Source organism: Streptomyces tricolor, from assembly GCF_002155905.1.
GTDB classification, from domain to species: domain Bacteria; phylum Actinomycetota; class Actinomycetes; order Streptomycetales; family Streptomycetaceae; genus Streptomyces; species Streptomyces tricolor.
The window spans coordinates 1-21912 of sequence record NZ_MUMF01000028.1; the positions used below are offsets into that span (position 1 = coordinate 1).

Consider the following 21912-nt stretch of genomic DNA (forward strand, 5'->3'; position numbering starts at 1 on the left):
CGCCCGCACCCACCACCTCCTCCCCACCCCGGCCGGCCGTACCCACGCCGTCCAGCAGGGCCGCCAAGGCCCCCTCGTGCTGCTTCTGCACGGGTTCCCGGAGTCCTGGTACGCCTGGCGCCACCAGTTGCCGGCGCTCGCCGCCGCCGGCTACCGCGTGGTGGCGATCGACGTCCGGGGCTACGGCCGTTCGTCGAAGCCGGAGTCCGTGGAGGCGTACCGGATGCTCGACCTGGTCGCGGACAACGTCGCCGTGGTGGAGGCGCTGGGCGAGCGTTCCGCGGTGGTCGTCGGGCACGACTGGGGCGCGACCATCGCCGCCGTATCCGCCCTGACCAGGCCGGACGTGTTCCGGGCCGTGGGCCTGCTGGGCGTGCCGTACACCCCGCCCGGGGGGCCGCGGCCCAGCGAGGTGTTCGCGGGGATGGGCGGGGAGGGGGCCGGTGAGGAGTTCTACGTCTCGTACTTCCAGCGGCCGGGCCGGGCGGAGGCCGAGATCGAGCCCGACGTGCGGGGCTGGCTCGCCGGCTTCTACGCGGCCCTGTCCGCCGACACCATGCCCGCGCCGGGCGCCCCCGACCCGCACTTCGTCGGCGCCGGCGGCACCCTGCGCGAGCGCTTCCCCGCCGGTGTGCTGCCGTCCTGGCTGGGGGAGCGGGACCTCGACGTCCACGCCGGGGAGTTCGAGCGGACCGGGCTGACGGGCGCCCTGAACCGGTACCGGAACATGGACCGGGACTGGGCGGACCTGGCCGGGTACGCGGGCGCCCCGATCACGCAGCCCTCGCTGTTCATCGGGGGTGCGCGGGACGCCTCCCTGGCCTGGCTGGCCGACGCAGTCAAGGCCTATCCGGAAACTCTGCCGGGCCTTTGCGGCTCGCACGTCCTGGACGGATGCGGGCACTTCGTCCAGCAGGAACGTCCGGACGAGACGAACCGGATCCTGATCGACTGGCTGGCGTCCCTGCCCGCCTGATCGCCGGTCATTCGCTGACCGCTTGTTCGGGTTGTCGGCCACGCGCCCTTTCACCAGGGGGACTGCCGGCAGGCCGGCATGATGACGGCCGACGGGCCGGCACCGCGACGGTCCATGGGCGGGTACCGCGACGGTCCACGGGCGGGCACCGTCGCCCCGCCGCCCGCGAGGAAATCCTGTCCGAATCATTGACGCACCACGGGCCCCTCCGTACCTTGTGCCAGCAAGCGCTTACTTGAAACGATTCATGAAGCGCGGCGACGATGCTGCGGGGAGGCCCGACTGTGGGAACCAGGAATCTTGACAGGCGTACGATCCTCAAGGCGGCCGGGGCCTCGGCGGCCACGCTCGGGCTCGCCACGACGACCGGGTGCGGGGGTGAAAGCGGTTCCGGGAACGGGACGGTGACGATCCGTTACTCGTGGTGGGGTGCCGAGGAGCGAGCCAAGAAGATCAACCAGTCCATTGCGCTCTTCGAGGAGAAGTACCCGAAGATCAAGGTCAAGACGGATTTCCAGACGTATCAGTCGTTCTGGGAGAAGTTCCAGACGCAGGCCGCCGGCGGAAATCCCCCGGATGTTTTCCAAAGCGCCGTCACTTTCCTTCGGAAGTACGACAAACGTGGAATTCTCCTCGACCTCAAGCCGCAGGTGCAGGCCGGAAATCTGAGCCTGGATCACTTCCGGGCGGGCGTCACCAAGGTCGGCGAGGTCGACGGCAAACAGCTCGGCGTCCCCGTCGGCTCCAACACCATGGCGCTCGTCATCGACAAGAAGCTCTTCCGGAAGGCGGGTGTCGAACCGCGGCCCGGCTGGACCTGGGACGAGTACTTCAAGGCCCTGAAGACCATCCACGACAAGACGAAGATCCCCGGGGACACCGGCTACTTCGCCATCATGTACCTGTACGACCTCTACCTCCGTCAGAACGGCAAGGCGTTCTTCACCGAGGACGGACTCGGCTTCGACAAGGCCGACCTGACGGAGTGGTGGACCGACGGCTACAACCGCGTCAAGGCCGGCATCGTCACCGACCCGAAGATCGTCTCCCAGGACCAGCCCAAGTCCTCGCTCTCCGCCGGTCACGGCGCCTCCGAGTTCACCTGGGACAACTTCACCGTCCGCTACTCGGCGGAGGGCGACAGCGAGTACGGCCTGGCGCCGATCCCCACCACCGACGGCAAGCGGACCGGCCAGTACCTCGCCTCCCTGATGCTCAGCGCCTCGTCCCGCACCTCGCACCCGAAGGAAGTCGCGCAGTTCATCGACTTCATGGTGCACGACCCCCGGGTCGGCAAGATCATGGGCTACGACCGGGGCATCCTCGCCAGCACCGAGCAGTACGAGGCGTACCGGCCCACCGACACGGTCAACAAGGAGATCGCGCAGTACGAGGAGGACACCGCCGAGGCCGGCGTCCTCGGCACGATCACCCCCCACCCTTCCGGTGCCGACACCGTCGAGGCCGCCTTCCTGCGCATCGGCGGTGACCTCGGACAGGGCAAGGCGAAGGTCTCGGACGCGGTGAATCAGCTCTTCACCGAGGCCGAGGCCGCCTTCCAGGCCTGAGGGGAACCGCCGTGACGCTCGTCAAGGACTCCGTGTCCGCGACCCGCACCCGCTCGGCCGTCACCGCGAGGACGGGGCGGTCGGGCCGGCGGCGGGAGAACCTCGCCGGCTACCTGTTCATGTCCCCGTGGATCGCCGGCTTCCTGCTGCTGACCGCGGGCCCGATGGTCGCCTCGCTGTACTTCGCGTTCACCGACTACAACCTCTTCAACAGCCCGAAGTGGGTCGGGTTCGACAACTTCACCACGATGTTCGACGACCCGCGCTGGCAGAAGTCGGTGGAGGTGACGGCCAAGTACGTCGTCATCGGCACCCCGCTGAAGCTGCTGCTCGCCCTGGGTGTCGCCCTGCTCCTCGCGCAGAGCCGCCGCGGCCAGGCCTTCTACCGGGCCGCCTTCTACGCCCCCTCGCTCATCGGCGCGAGCGTCTCGGTCGGCTTCGTCTGGCGGTCGCTGTTCTCCGACGGCGCCGTCGTGGACCGTACGCAGAGCTTCCTCGGCTTCCACGTCGGCGGCTGGGTCGGCAACGCCGACTGGGTGCTGTACTGCCTGGTCGCGCTGACCGTCTGGCAGTTCGGCGCGCCCATGGTCATCTTCCTGGCCGGGCTCAAGCAGGTACCCAAGGAGCTGTACGAGGCGGCCGAGATGGACGGCGCCGGACCGTTCCGGAAGTTCTGGAACATCACCCTGCCGATGATCTCCCCGGTGCTGTTCTTCAACGTGCTGCTGGAGACCATCCACTCCTTCCAGATCTTCGGCTCGGCCTACGTCGTCTCCAACACCTACTGCGGACCGGCCGACGCCACGCTCGTCTACACCTGCTACCTCTACCAGCAGGGCTTCAAGAACTCCCAGATGGGATTCGCCTCCGCCATGGCCTGGATGCTGCTGCTCGCCGTTGCCCTGGTGACGGCCGTCCTCTTCTGGTCCCAGAAGAAGTGGGTGCACTACGAGGAGGGCGCCCGATGAGCACGACCACCGGCAAACCGCCCGTGTTCACCCGCCGGCGCACCGGCTCCCTCGCCTGGCACCTCGGCGCCCTGCTGATCCTGGCCGTCATCCTCTACCCGGTCGTCTGGGTGATCGGCGCCTCCTTCAAGCCCAGCAAGGACATCATCAACAGCCTCACGCTGTTCCCGTCCCGCCCGATCCTGTCCAACTTCAAGGGCCTCGCCGACGGCATCGCGGACATCACGATCTGGACGTTCTTCCAGAACTCCCTCGTCTACGCGGTCGGCGCGGTCGTCGGCGTCCTGGTCTCCTGCTCGCTCACCGCCTACGCCTTCGCGCGCATCCGGTTCGCCGGGCGCAACCTGCTGTTCTCCCTCATGATCGGCACGCTCCTGCTGCCGTACCACGTGCTGCTGATCCCGCAGTACGTGATGTTCCAGAAGCTGGAGATGGTCAACACCTACGTGCCGCTGCTGCTCGGCAAGTACCTCGCCACCGAGGCCTTCTTCGTCTTCCTCATGGTGCAGTTCATGCGGAACCTGCCCCGGGAACTGGACGAGGCCGCCCGCCTCGACGGCTGCGGACACCTGCGCATCTACTGGTCGATCGTGCTGCCGCTGTGCCGGCCCGCGCTCATCACCAGCGCCATCTTCACCTTCATCAACGCCTGGAACGACTTCATGGGCCCGCTGATCTACCTCAACGAGCCCGGCAAGTACACCGTCTCCCTGGGCCTGATGATGTTCCGCGACTCCGACGGCGTGGCCGCCAACTACGGCGGGATGATCGCCATGTCGCTCGTCGCGCTGCTGCCCGTGCTGCTGTTCTTCCTCGCCTTCCAGCGCTATCTCATCGACGGCATGGCGACCTCCGGACTGAAGGGCTGAACCATGGCCGAAGCACGGGTGAGACCGCGCCGCGAGCCGGTCTTCGCGGACAGGTTCGGGATCTTCGCCGAGTGCCTGCTGACCGGGGTGTGGATCGCGGTCGCCTCCCTCGGCGTGGTCACCTATCCGGCCGCGTTCGCCGCCGGCGCCCGGCACCTGCGCCGGCGGGCGGCCCACCGGGGCGGCGGATGGCGGGAGTTCACCGCCGACTTCCGTTCCGCGCTGCGCGGGGGATGGATGGTCGGCGTCGCCGGGTGGGGCGCCGCGCTGCTCGCCTGGGCGGACGTCCAGGCCGTGCGGGCCGGGCTGCCCGGCGGGCCGCTGGCCGGGGCCGTGGGACTGTTCGCGCTGATCGGGACGGCTGTGGCCGGGCTGCGGGCGGCGGCGGTGTGGGCGCCGGGGGAGCGCTGGCGGGTGCTGCTCGCCGGCGCGGGCCGCCGTACCGTGCGGGACCCCGCCGGATCGTTCCTGCTCGTCGGCGGAGCCGTCCTGACCTGCTGTTCCGCCCTGCTCATCGCCCCGCTGGCCGTTCCCGTGTCCGGGGCGGTCGCCGCGGCGGCCGTCGCCGTCGAGGAGCGGTACCGGCGCCGCTGAGCCGGCGGTGCCGCCACCCGCGGCCGGCGCCCCCGGCGCCGCGCCTCTCTGTCATGCCCCTGACCAGCCGTACGGAAGGAAGGCCGATCTCCCATGTCTCCCATCCCCCGCAGATCCCTCCTCAAGGCCGCCGCCGTCGCCGGAGCCGCCGCTCCGTTCAGCTGGGCCCTGGGCGCCCAGGGCGCCGAGGCCGCACCCGCGGCCGCCGCCGACGGTCCCGACCCGGTGACCCTGGACTGGCTGGAGGACGGCGGCCTCGGCGCCGCCCCCGGAACCACCGTCGGCGTGCCCTGGCCGATGGGCGTCCACCAGGAGGACCAGACCTTCGCCGTCACGGACGCCGACGGCACGGCCGTACCCGTCCAGACCTGGCCGCTCGCCCACTGGCCCGACGGCTCCCTCAAATGGACGGCCCACGCGGTGAGTTCGGGCAACGGCAAGCTCACGCTGACGGCGGGCACCCCCGCCGCGCCCGCCAGGAGGGTGACCGTCGCAAGCGGCGGCGGCACCATCGACGTCTCCACCGGCGTGATCACCGCCAAGATCGGCAAGAACGGCTCGACGATCATCAAGTCCGTCACCCGTGGTGCCACGGAGATCGCCAGGAACGGCCGGCTCCTCCTCGTCCGGCAGCCCGAGATCGAGGACGGGGACCAGGGCACGGTCAGGACCGAGCGGTTCGACGGAGCCGTCTCCGAGGTCACCGTCGAACAGGACGGGCCGGTCCGGGCCGTCGTCCGCGTCGACGGCAAGCACCGCAAGGGCGACCGCGGCTGGCTGCCGTTCTCCCTCCGCCTCTACTTCTACGCCGGCTCCGACTCCTTCCGCATGGTGCACACCGTCACCTACGACGGCACCCAGGAGCCCGGCAAGGCCTCCGGCGACTTCGTCCGCGGCCTCGGCGTCCGCTTCACCGTGCCGATGCGCGACGCGGCCTACGACCGGCACATCCGCCTCGGCGGCGAGGGCACCGGCCTGCTCCGCGAGGCCGTACAGGGCATCACCGGCCTGCGCCGCGACCCCGGCGCGGCCGTCCAGGCCGCACAGTACGAGGGCCGGAAGCTGCCCGACCCCGCCACCTGGGACCAGCGGGTCACCACCCGCCTCGGGTACGTCCCGCACTGGGGCGACTACACCCTCGCCCAGCTCTCCGCCGATGGCTTCACCGTCCGCAAGCGCACCAAGAAGGGCTACGGCTGGATCGGCGCCGGCGGCGGCAAGCGGGCCTCCGGCTTCGGCTACGTCGGTGGCGTGAGCGGCGGCCTCTCCTTCGGCCTGCGCGACTTCTGGGAGAAGTTCCCCGCCCAGCTCGACATCCGCGACGCCCACACCGACGAGGCCACCGTCACCCTCTGGCTCTGGTCGCCCGAGGCCCAGCCCATGGACCTGCGCTTCTACCACGACGGCATGGGCCAGGACAGCTATGCCGAACAGCTCGAAGGCCTCAACATCACCTACGAGGACTACGAGCCCGGGTTCGGCACCCCCTACGGCATCGCCCGCACCTCCGAACTCCTCTTCTGGGCCAACGACTCCACCCCCGCCGCCGACACCCTCGCCCGGCAGGCCCAAGCCGTACGGGTCCTGCCCCAGCTCGCCGCCCCGCCCAGGCAGCTCATCAAGGCCAAGGTCTTCGGCCCCGGCCTGTACTCCGAGCCGGACCGCTCCACCCCGGCCAAGGCGAAGATCGAGGACCACCTCGACTTCCTCTTCGCCTACTACAAGGACCAGGTGGAGATGCGCCGCTGGTACGGCTTCTGGGACTACGGCGACATCATGCACACCTACGACTCCGCCCGGCACGTGTGGCGGTACGACATCGGCGGTTACGCCTGGGACAACTCCGAACTCTCACCCGACCTGTGGCTCTGGTACGCGTACCTCCGAAGCGGCCGGTCCGACATCTTCCGCTTCGCCGAGGCGATGACCCGGCACACCGGCGAGGTCGACGTCTACCACCTCGGGAAGTGGGCGGGCCTCGGCACCCGGCACGGTGTGCAGCACTTCGCCGACAGCGCCAAGCAGCAGCGCATCGCCAACACCACCTACCGGCGCTTCTACTACTTCCTCACCGCGGACGAACGCGTCGGCGACCTCATGCACGCCAACGTCGACTCCGACGAGACCTTCCTCGTCCTCGACCCGCAGCGCAAGGTCCGCACCGACCCCTACACCCCCGACCGGCACGCCCTGTCCATCGGTTTCGGCACCGACTGGAGCGGCCTGGTGTCGGCCTGGCTCACCGAGTGGGAGCGCAAGGGCCCCAAATGGGAGAAGGCCAAGGCCCGCGTGCTGTCCACCATGGAAGGCATCGCCGCCCAGCCCAACGGTTTCGTCCAGGGCAGCGGCCTGTACGACCTCGACACCGGGACGTTCGCCGTCGCCGACAAGCCGGCGGTGTCCGTCTCCCACCTCTCGGCCGTCTTCGGCCTGAACGAACTGTGCGCCGAGCTGATCCACCTCGTCGACATGCCGAAGTTCAGGGAGGCGTACCTGGACTACTGCCGCTACTTCAACGCCACCAAGGCGGAACAGGCCGCCCGCTACGGCACCCACTTCGGCACCCTGCTGCTCTTCCAGGGCCACTCCCGCCTGGACGCCTACGCCGCCGTACAGACCGGGGACGCCGCCCTCGCCAAGCGGGCCTGGGCCAAGTTCTACGGCTCCGACGGCTACACCGAGTCCTCCCCCTGGAAGACCGAGAAGCTCACCGGACCGGCCACCCTGGTCCCCGGCAGCGAGGCGACCTGGGTGTCCACCAACGACACCGCCCTCTACGGCCTCTCCGCCATCGAGAATCTCGCTCTGCTCGGGGACGCGATGCCGGCCTGACCCGGACTGGGGGAGCGCCGTCGCACGGGCGGCGGCGCTCGCCCTTGGAGTGTGACCCCGATCACGGAACGGCGCATGAGTACGCGTACTCAGATTTATGCACGGTTTCGCGCCACACTCGTGCCATGGACTGGAACCGCTACCGATTCCGCAGCCTGTGGTCCCTGCCCGCCCCGCCGGACGTCGTGTACGGCGTACTGGGGCGGCCCGAGGACTATCCCCGCTGGTGGCCGCAGGTACGGGCGGTGACCCGGCTGGACGGCGCCACCGGGGTGATCGTCATCCGGTCCGTGCTGCCCTACAGCCTCACGTCCACCGTGCGGAAGACCCGCCGGGACCCGGCCGCCGGCGTCCTGGAGGTCACCCTGTCCGGGGACATCGACGGCTGGGCCCGCTGGACGGTCACCGCCGACGGCTCCGGCACGCTCGCCCGGTACGACCAGGAGGTCCGCGTACGCAAGCCCCTGCTCCGGCGGCTCGCCGTCCCCGGACGGCCGCTCTTCCGCCTCAATCACCGCCTGATGATGCGGGCCGGACGGCGCGGGCTGCTGCGCCACCTGGAAGCGGTTTGAACGAACCGCTTCCCGACCTGTATTGTTCAGTGCGTTCCCGGGCGATTAGCTCAGTGGGAGAGCGCTTCGTTCACACCGAAGAGGTCACTGGTTCGAACCCAGTATCGCCCACCGGGAAAGGCCGGTTCGCAGCAGCGGACCGGCCTTCTTCATGCCGCCGCGGAGATCACGCCGCCGCCGACAGCTCCGGACGCACGGGCCACTCCGTGCTGACGACCTCCTCCGAGCCGCTGCGCGCGAACCACGCCTGGAGCCCCCGCGCCTGCGCCGCGTACCAGTTCGCCTGCAACGTGTGCAGGTCGGCCGGGGACAGCCGCTCCAGCCGGGACGCGAACCGGCGCCCCACGGCCCGGACGACATCCAGCGCGGCCAGTGCGTCCGCCGCCGCGTCATGCGCGTCCTGCAACGTCACGCCGTAGTGCGCGCACAGGTCGGTCAGGGTGCGCCGGCCCTTGCGATACCGGTCCAGATGCTTGTCCAGCACCCGCGGGTCCAGCACCCTGAGCGGCACCGACTGGAACCAGCGGTCCAGCGTCGACGCCCGGTGCCGGCGCAACTCCCGGTCCAGCAGCGTCAGATCGAACGGCGCGTTCATCACCACCAGCGGACGGCCCAGCGCCGCGTGCTCGGCCAGCTGCTCCGCTATCTCGTACATCACCGGAGCCGGCCAGCGCCCGTTGTGCTGCAGGTGCTCCTCCGTCAGCCCGTGCACCGCCGTCGCCGCCTCCGGCACCGGAACCCCCGGGTTCACCAGCCAGCGGGAGACCCGGGGCCGGGTCCCCGGCGCGTCCTGGACGACGACGGCGGCCGACACGATCCGGTCGGTCTCGACGTCCACGCCCGTCGTCTCCGTGTCGAAGGCGGCCAGCGGCCCCTCGTACCAGGTCGTCATCCCAACCCAACTCCTCGTTCACCCATGGCAGGTGACGTTCCGTCTTCTGCCCGTTTGGTGATACCCGGGCCGTTTGCGCCGTACGCCGGGAGGAGACAACAGGAATACGGGTCCCTGCAGTTCAGCGGCCCGCAGCGGGGAAACCCCTGTCCTGGAAGGCTGTTCGTCATGGCCATTGCGCAGCCCGAGCGGGGCGGGCTGCTGCCCGATCGCCCGGGCACCCTTCGCGGCACGCTCGCCACCACCGCCTGCATGGAGACACTGCAGGTCGGCTATCTGCACGCGGTCGCCGCCGCGGCCGGCTGCTCGCTGTCCCAGCCCTTTCCGGACAACGGCATCGACTGGCACGTCAGCCACAGCGCGCCCGGACACACCCTCGACGACGAAGTCACCGTCAAGGTGCAGCTGAAGGCCACCTACCAGGTCGCCCCCAACCCGCCCGGGGCGTCCTTCTCCTTCACCCTCGACAACGCGCACCTGCGCAAGCTCGCCCGCACCCCCGTCTCGGTGCACAAGATCCTGGTCGTCATGCTCGTCCCGCGCTCCCGGGACGACTGGCTGCGCGCCGGCCACGACCGGCTCGACCTGAGGCACTGCTGCTACTGGACCAACCTCGCCGGCCACCCCGTCACCGGCCGGCACCGGACCACCGTACGGATACCGACCTCGCGCATCTTCGACGACCGGGCCCTCTGCGAGATCATGAAGCGGGTCGGGACGGGAGGCAGACCATGAGCAACCGTCCCGCCGAGCCGCCGGTGCGGCAGCTCCGGCCGCACCCCGAGGACCTGCCCTGGCACCGGCCGCCGCGCCCCGCCGACGTCGACCCGGCCGTGCTCGGCGCCCTGCTGCACCGGCACGGCTGGCAGCGCCGCGGCGGCGCGCCCGGCCGGTACGGCCGCTGGACCCCGCCCGGTCCGGGCGCCGGCCGGACCAGCCTGCTCGTCCCCGAGAGCCGCGCCTTCCCCGACAGCGACGACCTGCTCGACGAGGCCCTCGACGCCCTCACCCGCTGCCCCACCCCCTCCGCGCGCGAGGTGCTGATCTCCCTCGCCGTCCCCAGCGACGAGATCCGCTGGTGGCGCGACACCCCGGGCGGACCCGCCGGCGCCGCCCCCTGGCCCGCCGACGACCACCTGCGCGGCGCCGCCCGGCGGACGCTGCTCGCCGCCGCGCTCGCCACGCGCGCGCGTGCCGGCTACCACGGCGCCCGCCACCGCCGTCCCGCCGCCGCCCTCCTGGCGGACGTCCTCGTCGGACCCGCCGCCGAGGGCGGCACCCTCACCGCCTTCGCCCCCGTGCCCACCGGCCGCCCCCTCGCCGTCCGCCTCCACCACGCCCTGCACGCCGCCCGCGAGGCCATCGACTACCGGCGGGCCACCGGCGGCATGGACGCCTTCGACGGCGCGATCGAGGCCGGCGTCAGCCGCGAGCTGACCGAGGCGCTCAGCGCCCTCGTCCGGGGCAGCGAGGGCGCCCGCGTCGCCGTCTCCTGGGCCCCGGGCGCCGGCGTCCCCGACGGCTGCGCCCCCTCCGCCGACCCCGTCGAGTTCTCACCCGGCGACCTGCCCGTGCTCCGCGAGGCCGGCGCCCGCTACCTGCGTGCCGAACCCTCCGTACCGGTCCAGGTCACCGGCGCCGTCGTCCGCATGCGCCGCCCCGGGCCCGCCGGCGAGGGCACCGTCCGCCTGCGCGTCCTCGCCGGCGCCGACGTCCCGCACCTGCGCGTCACTCTGGACGAGGAGGACTACCGCATCGCCGGCCACGCCCACCTCGTCGGGCTCCCCGTCCGGGTGCGCGGCCGGCTGGAGCGCCGGGGCGGCTTCCGCAGGCTCACCGGCGCCTCCGGAGTCGTACCGGTGCAGGTGGACGAGGGCGATCGGGACCGGCTGACGAAGTCCCTCCAGGAGAATCTGGACTTCTTCGACGAGGCGTGCGGGGAAGCGTACGGGGACGGCGACCGAGGGTGACCGTTTCGCGGTCGGTGCCGTCGGGTCGGTACGATCGCCTGTGCGCGCGCTCCTGGTATGGCGCCGCACCCACCTTCAGTCAGGAGAGACCGGTGTCAGACGTCCGTGTGATCATCCAACGCGATTCCGAGCGGGAAGAACGCGTGGTGACGACGGGCACTACGGCCGCCGACCTCTTCGCGGGCGAGCGCTCGATCATCGCCGCGCGCGTGGCCGGCGAGCTGAAGGACCTCGCCTACGAACTGTCCGACGGCGACGAGGTCGAGGGCGTCGAGATCTCCTCCGAGGACGGTCTGAACATCCTGCGCCACTCCACCGCGCACGTCATGGCGCAGGCCGTGCAGGAGCTCTTCCCCGAGGCCAAGCTGGGCATCGGCCCGCCGGTCAAGGACGGCTTCTACTACGACTTCGACGTCGAGAAGCCGTTCACGCCCGAGGATCTCAAGGCCATCGAGAAGAAGATGCAGGAGATCCAGAAGCGCGGGCAGAGGTTCTCCCGCCGCGTCGTCACCGACGAGGCGGCCCGCGAGGAGCTGGCGAACGAGCCGTACAAGCTGGAGCTGATCGGCCTCAAGGGTTCGGCGTCGCACGACGACGGCGCGGACGTCGAGGTCGGCGCGGGCGAGCTGACGATCTACGACAACCTGGACGCCAAGACCGGCGAGCTGTGCTGGAAGGACCTGTGCCGCGGTCCGCACCTGCCCTCGACCCGGCTCATCCCGGCGTTCAAGCTGATGCGCAACGCCGCCGCCTACTGGCGCGGCAGCGAGAAGAACCCGATGCTCCAGCGCATCTACGGCACCGCCTGGCCGTCCAAGGACGAGCTGAAGGCGCACCTGGACTTCCTCGCCGAGGCCGAGAAGCGCGACCACCGCAAGCTCGGCACCGAGCTGGACCTCTTCTCCATCCCCGAGCAGATCGGCTCCGGCCTGGCCGTCTTCCACCCCAAGGGCGGCATCGTCCGCCGGGTCATGGAGGACTACTCGCGGCGCCGCCACGAGGAAGAGGGCTACGAGTTCGTCTACACCCCGCACGCGACGAAGGGGAAGCTCTTCGAGACGTCCGGGCACCTGGACTGGTACGCCGAGGGCATGTACCCGCCCATGCAGCTCGACGAGGGCGTGGACTACTACCTCAAGCCCATGAACTGCCCGATGCACAACCTGATCTTCGACGCGCGCGGCCGGTCCTACCGCGAACTGCCGCTGCGCTTCTTCGAGTTCGGGACCGTGTACCGGTACGAGAAGTCGGGCGTCGTGCACGGCCTGACCCGCGCGCGCGGCTTCACGCAGGACGACGCGCACATCTACTGCACCCGTGAGCAGATGTCCGAGGAACTGGACAAGACGCTCACCTTCGTCCTGGGCCTGCTGCGGGACTACGGTCTGACCGACTTCTACCTGGAGCTGTCCACCAAGGACCCGGAGAAGTTCGTCGGCTCCGACGAGGTCTGGGAGGAGGCGACCGAGACCTTGCGCCAGGTCGCCGAGAAGCAGGGCCTGCCCCTCGTGCCCGACCCGGGCGGCGCGGCCTTCTACGGCCCGAAGATCTCCGTCCAGGCGAAGGACGCGATCGGCCGGACGTGGCAGATGTCGACCATCCAGCTCGACTTCAACCTGCCCGAGCGGTTCAACCTGGAGTACACCGGCCCGGACGGCTCCAAGCAGCGTCCGGTCATGATCCACCGCGCGCTGTTCGGCTCCATCGAGCGGTTCTTCGCCGTACTCCTGGAGCACTACGCGGGCGCCTTCCCGGCGTGGCTGGCGCCGGTCCAGGCGCTCGGCATCCCGATCGGCGACGCGCACGTGGAATACCTGGAGAAGTTCGCGGCGGCGGCCAAGAAGAAGGGCCTGCGCGTCGAGGTGGACTCCTCCTCGGACCGGATGCAGAAGAAGATCCGCAACGCCCAGAAGCAGAAGGTGCCCTTCATGGTCATCGCGGGCGACGAGGACATGTCGAACGGCTCGGTGTCCTTCCGCTACCGCGACGGCTCGCAGGAGAACGGCATCCCGTTCGACGAGGCCATCGCGAAGATCGCGCAGGTCGTGGCGGACCGGGCCCAGGTCTGAACCGGCTGAGCCGCGCGGGCCCCCGGGATCACGGTCCCGGGGGCCCTTCCCTGTCCTCGTCCCCCTCCCGGGAGAACCGCTGCAGCAGCAGCGACGAGAACGACCCCGTCACCGCGCCCAGCAGGGCCAGACCGCAGGCCATGAGGCCGACGGCGATCGTGCGGCCCCACGGGGTGACCGGGGCCACGTCGCCGTAGCCGACCGTCGCCAGGGTCGAGCAGGTCCACCACACCGAGTCGCCGAAGGTCCGGATCGTGGCGTGCGGGGCCCCGTGTTCCTGCCGGTACACGGCGAGCGCGCCGGCGAAGCCCAGCAGCAGCGCGGAGAGACCGGCGTACACGATCACGCGCGCGTGCAGCGGCAGCCGGGGACGGCCGTGCCGGCGCTCCACCGTCTCGTACGTCTTCACCATCCGCACCGGCCGCATCAGGGGCAGCAGCACGACCACCGTGTCCAGCCAGTGCCGTCGTACGAACCGCAGCCCCGTGCCGCTGAGCCGCCAGCGCACCCCGTAGTCGATCGCGAACAGCAGCCAGATGAGGAGTTGCAGGGCGCGCAGCGCGAGACGGACCGACGCGGGCAGGCCCGGGGCCAGGACGTGCACCGCGTAGGAGGCGAGGTAGACCAGGGAGGCGACGGCGAGCGGGAGACCCGTCCGGCTCTCCCAGCGCCGCGCACGGCTGTCGGCGTCCACCGGCCAAGCTTGGCCGGAGAGTGCCGGCACCCCTCCCCGGCGACACGCCGGGGAGGGGTGAAGCCATATGCTGCCTAGCATGACGAGTGAGCCGGAGCAGCAGATCGGAGTGGGGACGCAGGACGCGTTCCAGCGCCTGTGGACCCCCCACCGGATGGCCTACATCCAGGGCGAGAACAAGCCGACCGGCCCGGGGGCCGACGACGGCTGCCCCTTCTGCTCGATCCCGGCCAAGTCCGACGAGGACGGACTGATCGTCCGGCGCGGCGAGCACGTGTACGCGGTCCTCAACCTGTACCCGTACAACGGCGGCCACCTGATGACCGTGCCGTACCGGCACGTGGCCGACTACACGGACCTGACCGGGCCGGAGACCGCGGAGCTGGGGGAGCTGACCAAGCAGGCCATGACCGCCCTGCGGACCGCGTCCGGCGCGCAGGGTTTCAACATCGGCATGAACCAGGGCGCGGTCGCGGGCGCCGGCATCGCCGCCCATCTGCACCAGCACATCGTCCCGCGCTGGGGCGGCGACACCAACTTCATGCCGGTCGTCGGCCACACGCGGGTGCTGCCACAGCTGCTGGCGGACACCCGCACGATGCTCGCGGAGGCCTGGCCGGCGGCCTGAACAGCCCGGCCGGCGTTCGCGGACGAGGCCGTTCACGGCCGATGCGGGGCTTGGGAGCGGCGGCCCCCGGCGGCCACACCCCGCCCCGCACCCGCACCGGCCGAGGCGCCGGAGGCCTACGCGTCGTAGACGTCGGCCTTCCGCGGGGTCGGATCCTGGACGTTGCCGCTCAGGAACGCCGAGCGGGCGCCGAACTTCTCCGTGTTCACGCCGTTGTCCTCCAGGACCTTGATCGCGGCCGAGTGGACCACGCGCAGCACCGGTGTGGCCGCGCGCAGCGCGTCGTCGGCCATGAAGCGGTGACGCCACGGCTGGTCGGCCCAGGCGTGCCGCAGACCGAACGGCTCGGGCAGGCCGAGGGAGCCGCCCAGCCAGTTCAGCAGCGGCGGGTACCAGGTCAGCGGGGCGCGCACGGCGAGCCGCACCACCTCGTCGGTGCTCACCAGCGGCAGCTTGATCGTGCGGTTCTCCCAGGGCTTGAAGGACTTGGCGACCTCCTTGGTCGGCGCCTCAGGCTTGCTGGTGAAGAGCGAGTTCACCGGTCCCAGCGCGTGCCCCGTGACCTCGATGCGCAGCGTCTCGTGCAGCACGGTGACGGTGATCAGCATCGTGATGACCAGCTGCCCGTCCCAGAGCGTCCACTGCACGCCCAGGTAGTGCCGGTCGCCGCTGCCGAACTGCTGCTTGTTGCAGATGTCCTGTATGGCGTGGGGCTTGACCTGGAACGCCTCGACGTCGGTGCCCTCGGGCCGGGACACCGCCGTGGCCTTCTCGCCGATCGGGGTGACGATCCAGTGCCGTATCGACGGCTTGGGGAAGCCGCCGGTGTTGAGCGGGCCGCGCTCCAGGAGGGACAGCTGGTCGTGGATCGCGCGGACGACGTCCCAGCTGCGGAAGGGGTGGATCTCCCGACCGGGGTCGGCGGGGACGAGGTCCTCGGCGAGCTGCCAGGCGCCCCAGCGGGTGCCCATGCCGAGTATGCCCTTGGGGCCGGCGTAGAAGACCGAGTTGGACTGCTGCTCGGCGCTCAGCCGGGCCAGGGACTGGCGCAGCGCCTCGGCGGCGGTCTGGTCGGGCCCGCGCGGCACGGCCTCCGGGACCTTGGCGCCGACGCTGGTGCCGGAGAGCAGCCCGTCCCAGCGGGCCCGCAGGTCCTTGGCGGTGCGCTCGCAGATCTGCTTGGCCCAGAACCAGCCGAGCACCGGGACGACGACGGCCGCGCGGGCGTACCACGCCCAGAAGCCGGAGAACGGCATCTTGATCAGGAACAGCGCGGCGAGCACGCCGACGCCCAGCAGCAGCGTGGTGGCCAGCGTGCCGGCCCGTTTGTCGTCGCGTCTGGCGACGAAGGTGCGCAGCTGGAAGACGAGCAGCCAGCCGAGCATCCCGGGCAGGAAGAGCAGCCCGCAGACGACGGTGATGGCGGTCAGCCGGTTGTCCCGCTCCCGGCGGATGTTGTTGGCGGCCAGCGCGTGCTCGACGACGAACTGCGGTTCCGAGCCGAAGGACTGGATGAGCGGCTTGCGGCCCGGGGCGAGCATCCGGTCGACGAGGGCCCGGGAGAACGCCTCGCCGAGATTGGGCCGGAACAGCTTCATCCGGCCGGGCTTGACCGTCGACTGGTGCCACTCGTTGTCGGCCTTCTTGATGTCCTCGAGCGGGCTGTCCCGGTACGCCGCGGACGCCAGCGCGGAGGTCGCCGCCTGCCCCTCGTCGCCCGAGACGGGTACCTGGGGCCCGTCCCACTCCGTTCCAAACGACATTCCGCCCCCATCGCCGCCGGTGCCGTTCCTGCGGCCTTCCCGACTTCCCTGCTGCGCACACCTGTTGGACCGGTCGCCGTGCCGATACCGGCCGCCGCCGGACGGGCACGGCACGACGTGTATCCAGGTGATCAGCGTATCCGGCGGCACCGACAACGCGTGGGCGGACGGCCGAAGCCGCCCGCCCGTGCGCCCAGTTGTGCGCCGGCGTACTAGACCTCGTCCCCGGCCTGTTCGCGGATGCGTTCGGCGATCTGCGGCGGCATCGGCTCGTGCCGGGCGTAGCTGCGGTCGAAACGGGCCGTGCCGTGCGAGAGCGAGCGCAGGTCGACGGCGTACCGGCCGATCTCGAACTCCGGAACCTCCGCGCGGATCAACGTCCGTCCGGTGCCCACCTGTTCGGTGCCGAGCAGCCGGCCGCGGCGGCTGGAGAGGTCGCTCATCACGGGGCCCACGTACTCGTCGCCGACCAGGACGGTCACCTCGGCGACCGGCTCCAGCAGATGGATCTTCGCGCCCGCCGCCGCCTCGCGCAGCGCGAGCGCGCCCGCCGTCTGGAAGGCGGCGTCGGAGGAGTCCACCGAGTGGGCCTTGCCGTCCAGCAGCGTGATCCGCACGTCCACCAGGGGATAGCCGGCGGCGACGCCCTTGGCGGCCTGGGCCCGCACGCCCTTCTCGACGGACGGGATGAACTGGCGGGGCACCGCGCCGCCGACGACCTTGTCCACGAACTCGATGCCGGAGCCGCCCGGCAGCGGCTCCACCTCGATCTCGCAGATCGCGTACTGGCCGTGGCCGCCGGACTGCTTGACGTGCCGGCCGCGCCCGCCGGCCTTGGTCGCGAACGTCTCCCGGAGGGAGACCTTGTGCGGGACGACGTCGACCTGGACGCCGTAGCGGTTGCGCAGCCGCTCCAGGGCGACGTCGGCGTGGGCCTCGCCCAGGCACCACAGGACGACCTGGTGGGTGTCCTGGTTCTGCTCCAGACGCATGGTCGGGTCCTCGGCGACCAGCCGGGCCAGGCCCTGGGAGAGCTTGTCCTCGTCGGCCTTGCTGTGCGCCTGGATGGCGAGCGGCAGCAGCGGGTCGGGCATCTGCCAGGGCTCCATCAGGAGCGGGTCGTCCTTGGCGGAGAGGGTGTCGCCGGTCTCGGCGCGGCTGAGTTTCGCCACGCAGACCAGGTCGCCGGCGACCGCGTGCGTGACCGGGCGCTGCTGTTTGCCGAAGGGCATGGTCAGAGCGGCGATCTTCTCGTCGACGTCGTGGTCCTCGTGCCCGCGGTCGGCGAGGCCGTGCCCGGAGACGTGCACCGTCCGGTCCGGGCGCAGGGTGCCGGAGAAGACGCGGACCAGCGAGATCCGGCCGACGTAGGGGTCGGAGGAGGTCTTGACGACCTCGGCGACCAGCGGGCCGCTGGTGTCGCACGGCTTCAGCTCGCGGGGCTTGCCGTCGATGGTGGTGACCCCGGGGAGCGGGTGCTCGAAGGGGGTCGGGAAGCCGCCGGTGATCAGGTCCAGCAGCTCCACCGTGCCGAGACCCTGTCTGGCGCCCTCGGCGGCCGGGGCGGCGGCCAGCACGGGGAAGAAGGACCCGCGGGCGACGGCCCGCTCCAGGTCCTCGACGAGCGTCTTGATGTCGACCTGCTCGCCGCCCAGATAGCGGTCCATGAGGGTCTCGTCCTCGCTCTCGGCGATGATCCCCTCGATGAGCCGGTTGCGGGCCTCCTCGATGTCCGGCAGCTGGTCCTCGCCGGGCTCGGACTCCTTGCGCTCCCCGGTCGAGTAGTCGAACAGCTTCCGCGACAGCAGTCCGGTCAGCCCGGTCACGGGCGCGTGCCCGTCGGGGCCCTCGGGTCCGCGCAGCGGCAGGTACAGGGGCAGGACGGCGTCGGGGTCGTCGCCGCCGAAGGCCTCCGCGCAGATCCGGGTCATCTCCTCGAAGTCCGCGCGCGCGGCCTCCAGGTGCGTGATCACGATCGCGCGGGGCATCCCGACGGCCGCGCACTCCTCCCACACCATCCGGGTGGAGCCGTCGACCCCGTCCGAGGCGGAGACGACGAACAGGGCCGCGTCGGCGGCCCGCAGCCCGGCCCGCAGCTCCCCGACGAAGTCGGCGTAGCCGGGGGTGTCCAGGAGGTTGATCTTGATGCCGTCCCATTCGACGGGCACCAGGGAGAGCTGCACGGAGCGCTGCTGCCGGTGCTCGATGTCGTCGTAGTCGGAGACCGTGCCGCCGTCCTCGACGCGGCCCGCCCGGTTCACCGCCCCCGCGGTCAGCGCCAGCGCCTCCACGAGGGTCGTCTTTCCCGAGCCGGAGTGGCCGACCAGCACCACGTTCCGTACGGACGCGGGGTGGTCGGCCGCCAGAGCCCTGCCGGCGGCCCCGGGGTGGTGTGTCTGTGCCTTGTCGCCCATGATCCTGCCTCCCGTGCACGGTGAGGTCACTGTGGGCGCGGACACGCGGAACCCTCCCCCGGAGGGGCACCCCCAGCTGGCGGCTCCGGCGACGCCCGCGGTTCTTCGAGCTTTCCACTCCCGTCACGTGGCGTCCATACGAAGGACTACGAAGGGTGCGCACGGGGCACCGTTCGCGTCACGCACGCTTCGCGCGCGGGAGCGCGCTCCGGTTCGCGGCGCGGCTGCGGGTGCCCGCCCGTCACGCATACGCGCGCGTGGCTACGATGGGCCAGCCGGAGGCCACCAGGGCCGCGGCGCCAACGACCGTCGGGAAGGCCATGCTGAACAAGTACGCGCGTGCATTCTTCACGCGTGTCCTCACACCGTTCGCCGCGTTTCTCATCCGCCGGGGCGTGAGCCCCGACACGGTCACGCTCATCGGCACGGCCGGTGTGGTCGCGGGCGCGCTGGTCTTCTACCCCAGGGGCGAGTTCTTCTGGGGCACGGTCGTGATCACCCTGTTCGTCTTCTCCGACCTGGTCGACGGCAACATGGCCCGCCAGCTGGGCCGCTCCAGCCGCTGGGGCGCGTTCCTGGACTCCACCCTGGACCGGGTCGCCGACGGCGCGATCTTCGGAGGCTTCGCGCTCTGGTACGCCGGCCAGGGCGACGACAACGTGCTGTGCGCGGTGTCGATCTTCTGTCTGGCCAGCGGCCAGGTGGTGTCGTACACCAAGGCACGCGGCGAGTCGATCGGGCTGCCGGTCGCCGTCAACGGGCTCGTCGAGCGCGCCGAGCGACTGGTGATCTCGCTGGTCGCGGCCGGTTTCGCGGGTCTGCACGCGTTCGGCGTGCCGGGCATCCAGTGGCTGCTGCCGATCGCGCTGTGGATCGTCGCCGTGGGCAGCCTGGTCACGCTGATCCAGCGGGTCGTCACCGTCCGCCGCGAGTCCGCCGAGGCGGAGGCGGCGGCCCGGCAGAGCACGAGCGAGGCGGCACAGTGAGCACCGCCGACCGGCTCACCGACGCGCTGTACGGCCTGGGCTGGAGCACTGTCAAGAAGCTCCCCGAGCCCGTCGCGGCCCGCCTCGGCCGGACCATCGCCGACCTCGCCTGGAAGCAGCGCGGCAAGGGCGTACAGCGGCTGGAGGCGAACTACGCGCGCGTGGTGCCCGACGCCACCCCCGAGCGGCTCGCCGAGCTGTCCCGCGCGGGCATGCGCTCGTACCTGCGCTACTGGATGGAGTCCTTCCGGCTGCCGGCCTGGAGCGCCGAGCGGGTGCGGTCGGGCTTCGAGGCGAAGGACCTCCACCACCTGACCGACGGGCTCGCCGCCGGCCGGGGCGTGATCCTCGCCCTGCCGCACCTGGCCAACTGGGACCTGGCCGGCGCCTGGGTCACCACCGCGCTGCGGACGCCGTTCACGACGGTCGCCGAACGCCTGAAGCCCGAGACGCTCTACGACCGCTTCGTCGCCTACCGCGAGGGCCTCGGCATGGAGGTCCTGCCGCACAGCGGCGGCTCCGCCTTCGGCACGCTGGCCCGCAGACTGCGCGACGGCGGCCTGGTCTGCCTGGTCGCCGACCGCGATCTGTCCGCCTCCGGCGTCGAGGTCGACTTCTTCGGGGAGAGGGCCCGGATGCCCGCGGGCCCGGCCCTGCTCGCGCAGCAGACCGGCGCGCTGCTGCTGCCCGTCACCCTCTGGTACGACGACTCGCCGGTCATGAAGGGGCAGGTGCATCCACCGGTCGACGTCCCCGGGTCAGGCACGCGGGTTGAGAAGACGTCTGTCATGACACAGGCCCTGGCCGACGCCTTCGCCTCCGGCATCGCCGAACACCCGGAGGACTGGCACATGCTCCAGCGGCTGTGGCTCGCCGACCTCGACCCCGCGAAGGGACCCTCGTGAGAATCGGGATCGTCTGCCCGTACTCCTGGGACGTGCCCGGTGGCGTCCAGTTCCACATCCGCGACCTCGCCGAGTACTTCCTCCGGCTCGGCCACGAGGTCTCCGTCCTGGCCCCGGCCGACGACGACACCCCGCTGCCGCCGTACGTCGTCTCCGCCGGCCGCGCGGTCCCGGTGCCGTACAACGGCTCGGTGGCCCGGCTGAACTTCGGGTTCCTGTCGGCCGCGCGGGTGCGGCGCTGGCTGCACGAGGGCGCCTTCGACGTGGTGCACATCCACGAGCCGACCTCGCCCTCGCTGGGCCTGCTGACCTGCTGGGCGGCGTCCGGTCCGATCGTGGCCACGTTCCACACCTCCAACCCGCGCTCCCGCGCGATGATCGCCGCGTACGCGATCCTCCAGGCCGCGCTGGAGAAGATCAGCGCGCGGATCGCGGTCAGCGAGTACGCCCGCCGCACGCTGGTCGAGCACCTCGGCGGGGACGCGGTGGTCATCCCCAACGGCGTCGACGTGGACTTCTTCGCCAAGGCCGACCCCAATCCGCAGTGGCAGGGCGACACCATCGGCTTCATCGGCCGCATCGACGAGCCCCGCAAGGGCCTGCCGGTGCTGATGAAGGCGCTGCCGCGGATCCTGGCCGCCCGGCCGCAGACCCGGCTGCTCGTCGCGGGCCGCGGCGACGAGGAGGCGGCCGTCGCGGATCTGCCCGCGGAGCTGCGCTCGCGCGTGGAGTTCCTCGGCATGGTCAGCGACGAGGACAAGGCGCGCCTGCTGCGCAGCGTGGACCTGTACGTCGCGCCCAACACCGGCGGCGAGAGCTTCGGCATCATCCTGGTCGAGGCGATGTCCGCGGGCGCCCCCGTGCTCGCCTCCGACCTGGACGCCTTCGTGCAGGTCCTCGACCAGGGCGCGGCCGGCGAGGTCTTCGCCAACGAGAACGCCGACGCGCTCGCGGACGCGGCCGTACGGCTGCTGGACGACCCGGCCCGCCGAGCCGGACTGCGCGAGCGCGGCAGCGCCCATGTGCGGCGCTTCGACTGGTCCACGGTCGGCGCGGACATCCTGTCCGTCTACGAGACGGTCACGGCCGGCGCGGCAGCGGTCGGCGCGGACGAACGGCCTCCGGGCCTGCGTGCACGGTTCGGCCTGGCCCGGGACTGACGCGGACGCCGTCCGGTCCGGGGCGGGGCGGCCTGGGCGCGGGGAGCACGGT

General features: G+C 71.3%; 18 protein-coding genes and 1 tRNA gene. 15 read left to right on the forward strand and 4 right to left on the reverse strand.

The window, feature by feature from the left end:
• From CCN44_RS02350 to CCN44_RS02385, 8 genes are all read left to right on the forward strand, one after another.
• Positions 1-976 (forward strand): alpha/beta fold hydrolase (locus CCN44_RS02350; RefSeq protein WP_237482162.1); only part of this gene is annotated, 976 nt, incomplete at its 5' end.
• Positions 977-1260: 284 nt separating this feature from the next.
• Entirely contained in the window at positions 1261-2544 is a 1284-nt protein-coding gene (locus CCN44_RS02355) for an ABC transporter substrate-binding protein (protein WP_059248279.1), read from the forward strand.
• A 32-nt stretch (positions 2545-2576) separates the two neighbouring features.
• On the forward strand, positions 2577-3512 hold the full coding sequence (locus CCN44_RS02360; RefSeq protein ID WP_086696735.1) for a carbohydrate ABC transporter permease: 936 nt from the start codon (positions 2577-2579) through the stop codon (positions 3510-3512).
• Positions 3509-4381, forward strand: coding sequence for a carbohydrate ABC transporter permease (locus CCN44_RS02365; protein ID WP_086696727.1), 873 nt, complete (start codon positions 3509-3511; stop codon positions 4379-4381). Before CCN44_RS02360 ends, CCN44_RS02365 begins: the two co-directional genes overlap by 4 nt.
• Positions 4382-4384: 3 nt before the next feature.
• A complete protein-coding gene (locus tag CCN44_RS02370; RefSeq protein ID WP_086696728.1) occupies positions 4385-4975 on the forward strand; it encodes a hypothetical protein in 591 nt (196 codons plus the stop codon).
• Positions 4976-5068: 93 nt separating this feature from the next.
• Entirely contained in the window at positions 5069-7807 is a 2739-nt protein-coding gene (locus CCN44_RS02375; protein WP_086696729.1) for an exo-rhamnogalacturonan lyase family protein, read from the forward strand.
• Positions 7808-7932: 125 nt separating this feature from the next.
• Positions 7933-8379 (forward strand): SRPBCC family protein, encoded by a 447-nt coding sequence (locus CCN44_RS02380; RefSeq protein ID WP_059248274.1) that lies wholly within the window; start codon positions 7933-7935, stop codon positions 8377-8379.
• A 39-nt stretch (positions 8380-8418) separates the two neighbouring features.
• Positions 8419-8490, forward strand: a tRNA-Val gene (locus CCN44_RS02385).
• Positions 8491-8545: 55 nt separating this feature from the next.
• On the opposite strand, the gene CCN44_RS02390 is transcribed toward CCN44_RS02385, so the two are convergent.
• Positions 8546-9271 carry a 3'-5' exonuclease gene (locus CCN44_RS02390; RefSeq protein ID WP_059248273.1) on the reverse strand — a complete coding sequence of 242 codons (726 nt, stop codon included), beginning with the start codon at positions 9269-9271 and terminating at the stop codon, positions 8546-8548.
• 168 nt (positions 9272-9439) lie between these two features.
• On the opposite strand from CCN44_RS02390, the gene CCN44_RS02395 reads away from it, so the two are divergent.
• The 3 genes from CCN44_RS02395 to thrS all read left to right on the forward strand — a co-directional run bounded on the left by CCN44_RS02395 (position 9440) and on the right by thrS (position 13310).
• Positions 9440-10006: a DUF4365 domain-containing protein gene (locus CCN44_RS02395; RefSeq protein WP_059248272.1), complete on the forward strand. Its 567-nt coding sequence runs from the start codon at positions 9440-9442 to the stop codon at positions 10004-10006.
• Entirely contained in the window at positions 10003-11241 is a 1239-nt protein-coding gene (locus CCN44_RS02400; protein WP_059248271.1) for a hypothetical protein, read from the forward strand. Before CCN44_RS02395 ends, CCN44_RS02400 begins: the two co-directional genes overlap by 4 nt.
• A 92-nt stretch (positions 11242-11333) precedes the next feature.
• The gene (gene thrS / locus CCN44_RS02405; protein ID WP_059248270.1) at positions 11334-13310 is read left to right on the forward strand and encodes a threonine--tRNA ligase; all 1977 of its coding nucleotides are present in this window, start codon (positions 11334-11336) and stop codon (positions 13308-13310) included.
• Between the two features lie 28 nt (positions 13311-13338).
• Here thrS and CCN44_RS02410 read toward each other — a convergent pair whose 3' ends face one another.
• Positions 13339-14004, reverse strand: coding sequence for a potassium channel family protein (locus CCN44_RS02410; RefSeq protein WP_086696730.1), 666 nt, complete (start codon positions 14002-14004; stop codon positions 13339-13341).
• 67 nt (positions 14005-14071) lie between these two features.
• On the opposite strand from CCN44_RS02410, the gene CCN44_RS02415 reads away from it, so the two are divergent.
• Positions 14072-14632: an HIT family protein gene (locus CCN44_RS02415; RefSeq protein ID WP_059248268.1), complete on the forward strand. Its 561-nt coding sequence runs from the start codon at positions 14072-14074 to the stop codon at positions 14630-14632.
• 116 nt (positions 14633-14748) lie between these two features.
• On the opposite strand, the gene CCN44_RS02420 is transcribed toward CCN44_RS02415, so the two are convergent.
• Complete coding sequence (locus CCN44_RS02420; protein WP_059248267.1) at positions 14749-16395, reverse strand: hypothetical protein; 1647 nt, start codon at positions 16393-16395, stop codon at positions 14749-14751.
• Positions 16396-16607: 212 nt separating this feature from the next.
• Positions 16608-18809: an elongation factor G-like protein EF-G2 gene (locus CCN44_RS02425; RefSeq protein WP_059248266.1), complete on the reverse strand. Its 2202-nt coding sequence runs from the start codon at positions 18807-18809 to the stop codon at positions 16608-16610.
• Positions 18810-19075: 266 nt separating this feature from the next.
• Between CCN44_RS02425 and pgsA the strand changes: the two genes are divergently transcribed.
• Genes pgsA through CCN44_RS02440 form a run of 3 tightly spaced genes read left to right on the forward strand, consistent with a single transcriptional unit; the run spans position 19076 to position 21860 of the window.
• Complete coding sequence (gene pgsA / locus CCN44_RS02430; RefSeq protein WP_086696731.1) at positions 19076-19795, forward strand: phosphatidylinositol phosphate synthase; 720 nt, start codon at positions 19076-19078, stop codon at positions 19793-19795.
• Positions 19792-20700, forward strand: coding sequence for a phosphatidylinositol mannoside acyltransferase (locus CCN44_RS02435; protein ID WP_086696732.1), 909 nt, complete (start codon positions 19792-19794; stop codon positions 20698-20700). Before pgsA ends, CCN44_RS02435 begins: the two co-directional genes overlap by 4 nt.
• Positions 20697-21860, forward strand: coding sequence for a glycosyltransferase family 4 protein (locus tag CCN44_RS02440; RefSeq protein ID WP_086696733.1), 1164 nt, complete (start codon positions 20697-20699; stop codon positions 21858-21860). The genes CCN44_RS02435 and CCN44_RS02440 overlap by 4 nt, the downstream gene beginning before the upstream one ends.
• Positions 21861-21912: the final 52 nt, after the last annotated feature.

Excerpts from the sequence above, each read along its gene's own strand:
- CCN44_RS02365 (WP_086696727.1), top strand. The coding sequence starts at position 3,509 with ATGAGCACGACCACCGGCAAACCGCCCGTGTTCACCCGCCGGCGCACC.
- CCN44_RS02370 (WP_086696728.1), top strand. The coding sequence starts at position 4,385 with ATGGCCGAAGCACGGGTGAGACCGCGCCGCGAGCCGGTCTTCGCGGAC.
- CCN44_RS02375 (WP_086696729.1), top strand. The coding sequence starts at position 5,069 with ATGTCTCCCATCCCCCGCAGATCCCTCCTCAAGGCCGCCGCCGTCGCC.
- CCN44_RS02380 (WP_059248274.1), top strand. The coding sequence starts at position 7,933 with ATGGACTGGAACCGCTACCGATTCCGCAGCCTGTGGTCCCTGCCCGCC.
- CCN44_RS02390 (WP_059248273.1), bottom strand. The coding sequence starts at position 9,271 with ATGACGACCTGGTACGAGGGGCCGCTGGCCGCCTTCGACACGGAGACG.
- CCN44_RS02395 (WP_059248272.1), top strand. The coding sequence starts at position 9,440 with ATGGCCATTGCGCAGCCCGAGCGGGGCGGGCTGCTGCCCGATCGCCCG.
- CCN44_RS02400 (WP_059248271.1), top strand. The coding sequence starts at position 10,003 with ATGAGCAACCGTCCCGCCGAGCCGCCGGTGCGGCAGCTCCGGCCGCAC.
- CCN44_RS02415 (WP_059248268.1), top strand. The coding sequence starts at position 14,072 with ATGCTGCCTAGCATGACGAGTGAGCCGGAGCAGCAGATCGGAGTGGGG.
- CCN44_RS02420 (WP_059248267.1), bottom strand. The coding sequence starts at position 16,395 with ATGTCGTTTGGAACGGAGTGGGACGGGCCCCAGGTACCCGTCTCGGGC.
- CCN44_RS02425 (WP_059248266.1), bottom strand. The coding sequence starts at position 18,809 with ATGGGCGACAAGGCACAGACACACCACCCCGGGGCCGCCGGCAGGGCT.
- pgsA (WP_086696731.1), top strand. The coding sequence starts at position 19,076 with ATGGGCCAGCCGGAGGCCACCAGGGCCGCGGCGCCAACGACCGTCGGG.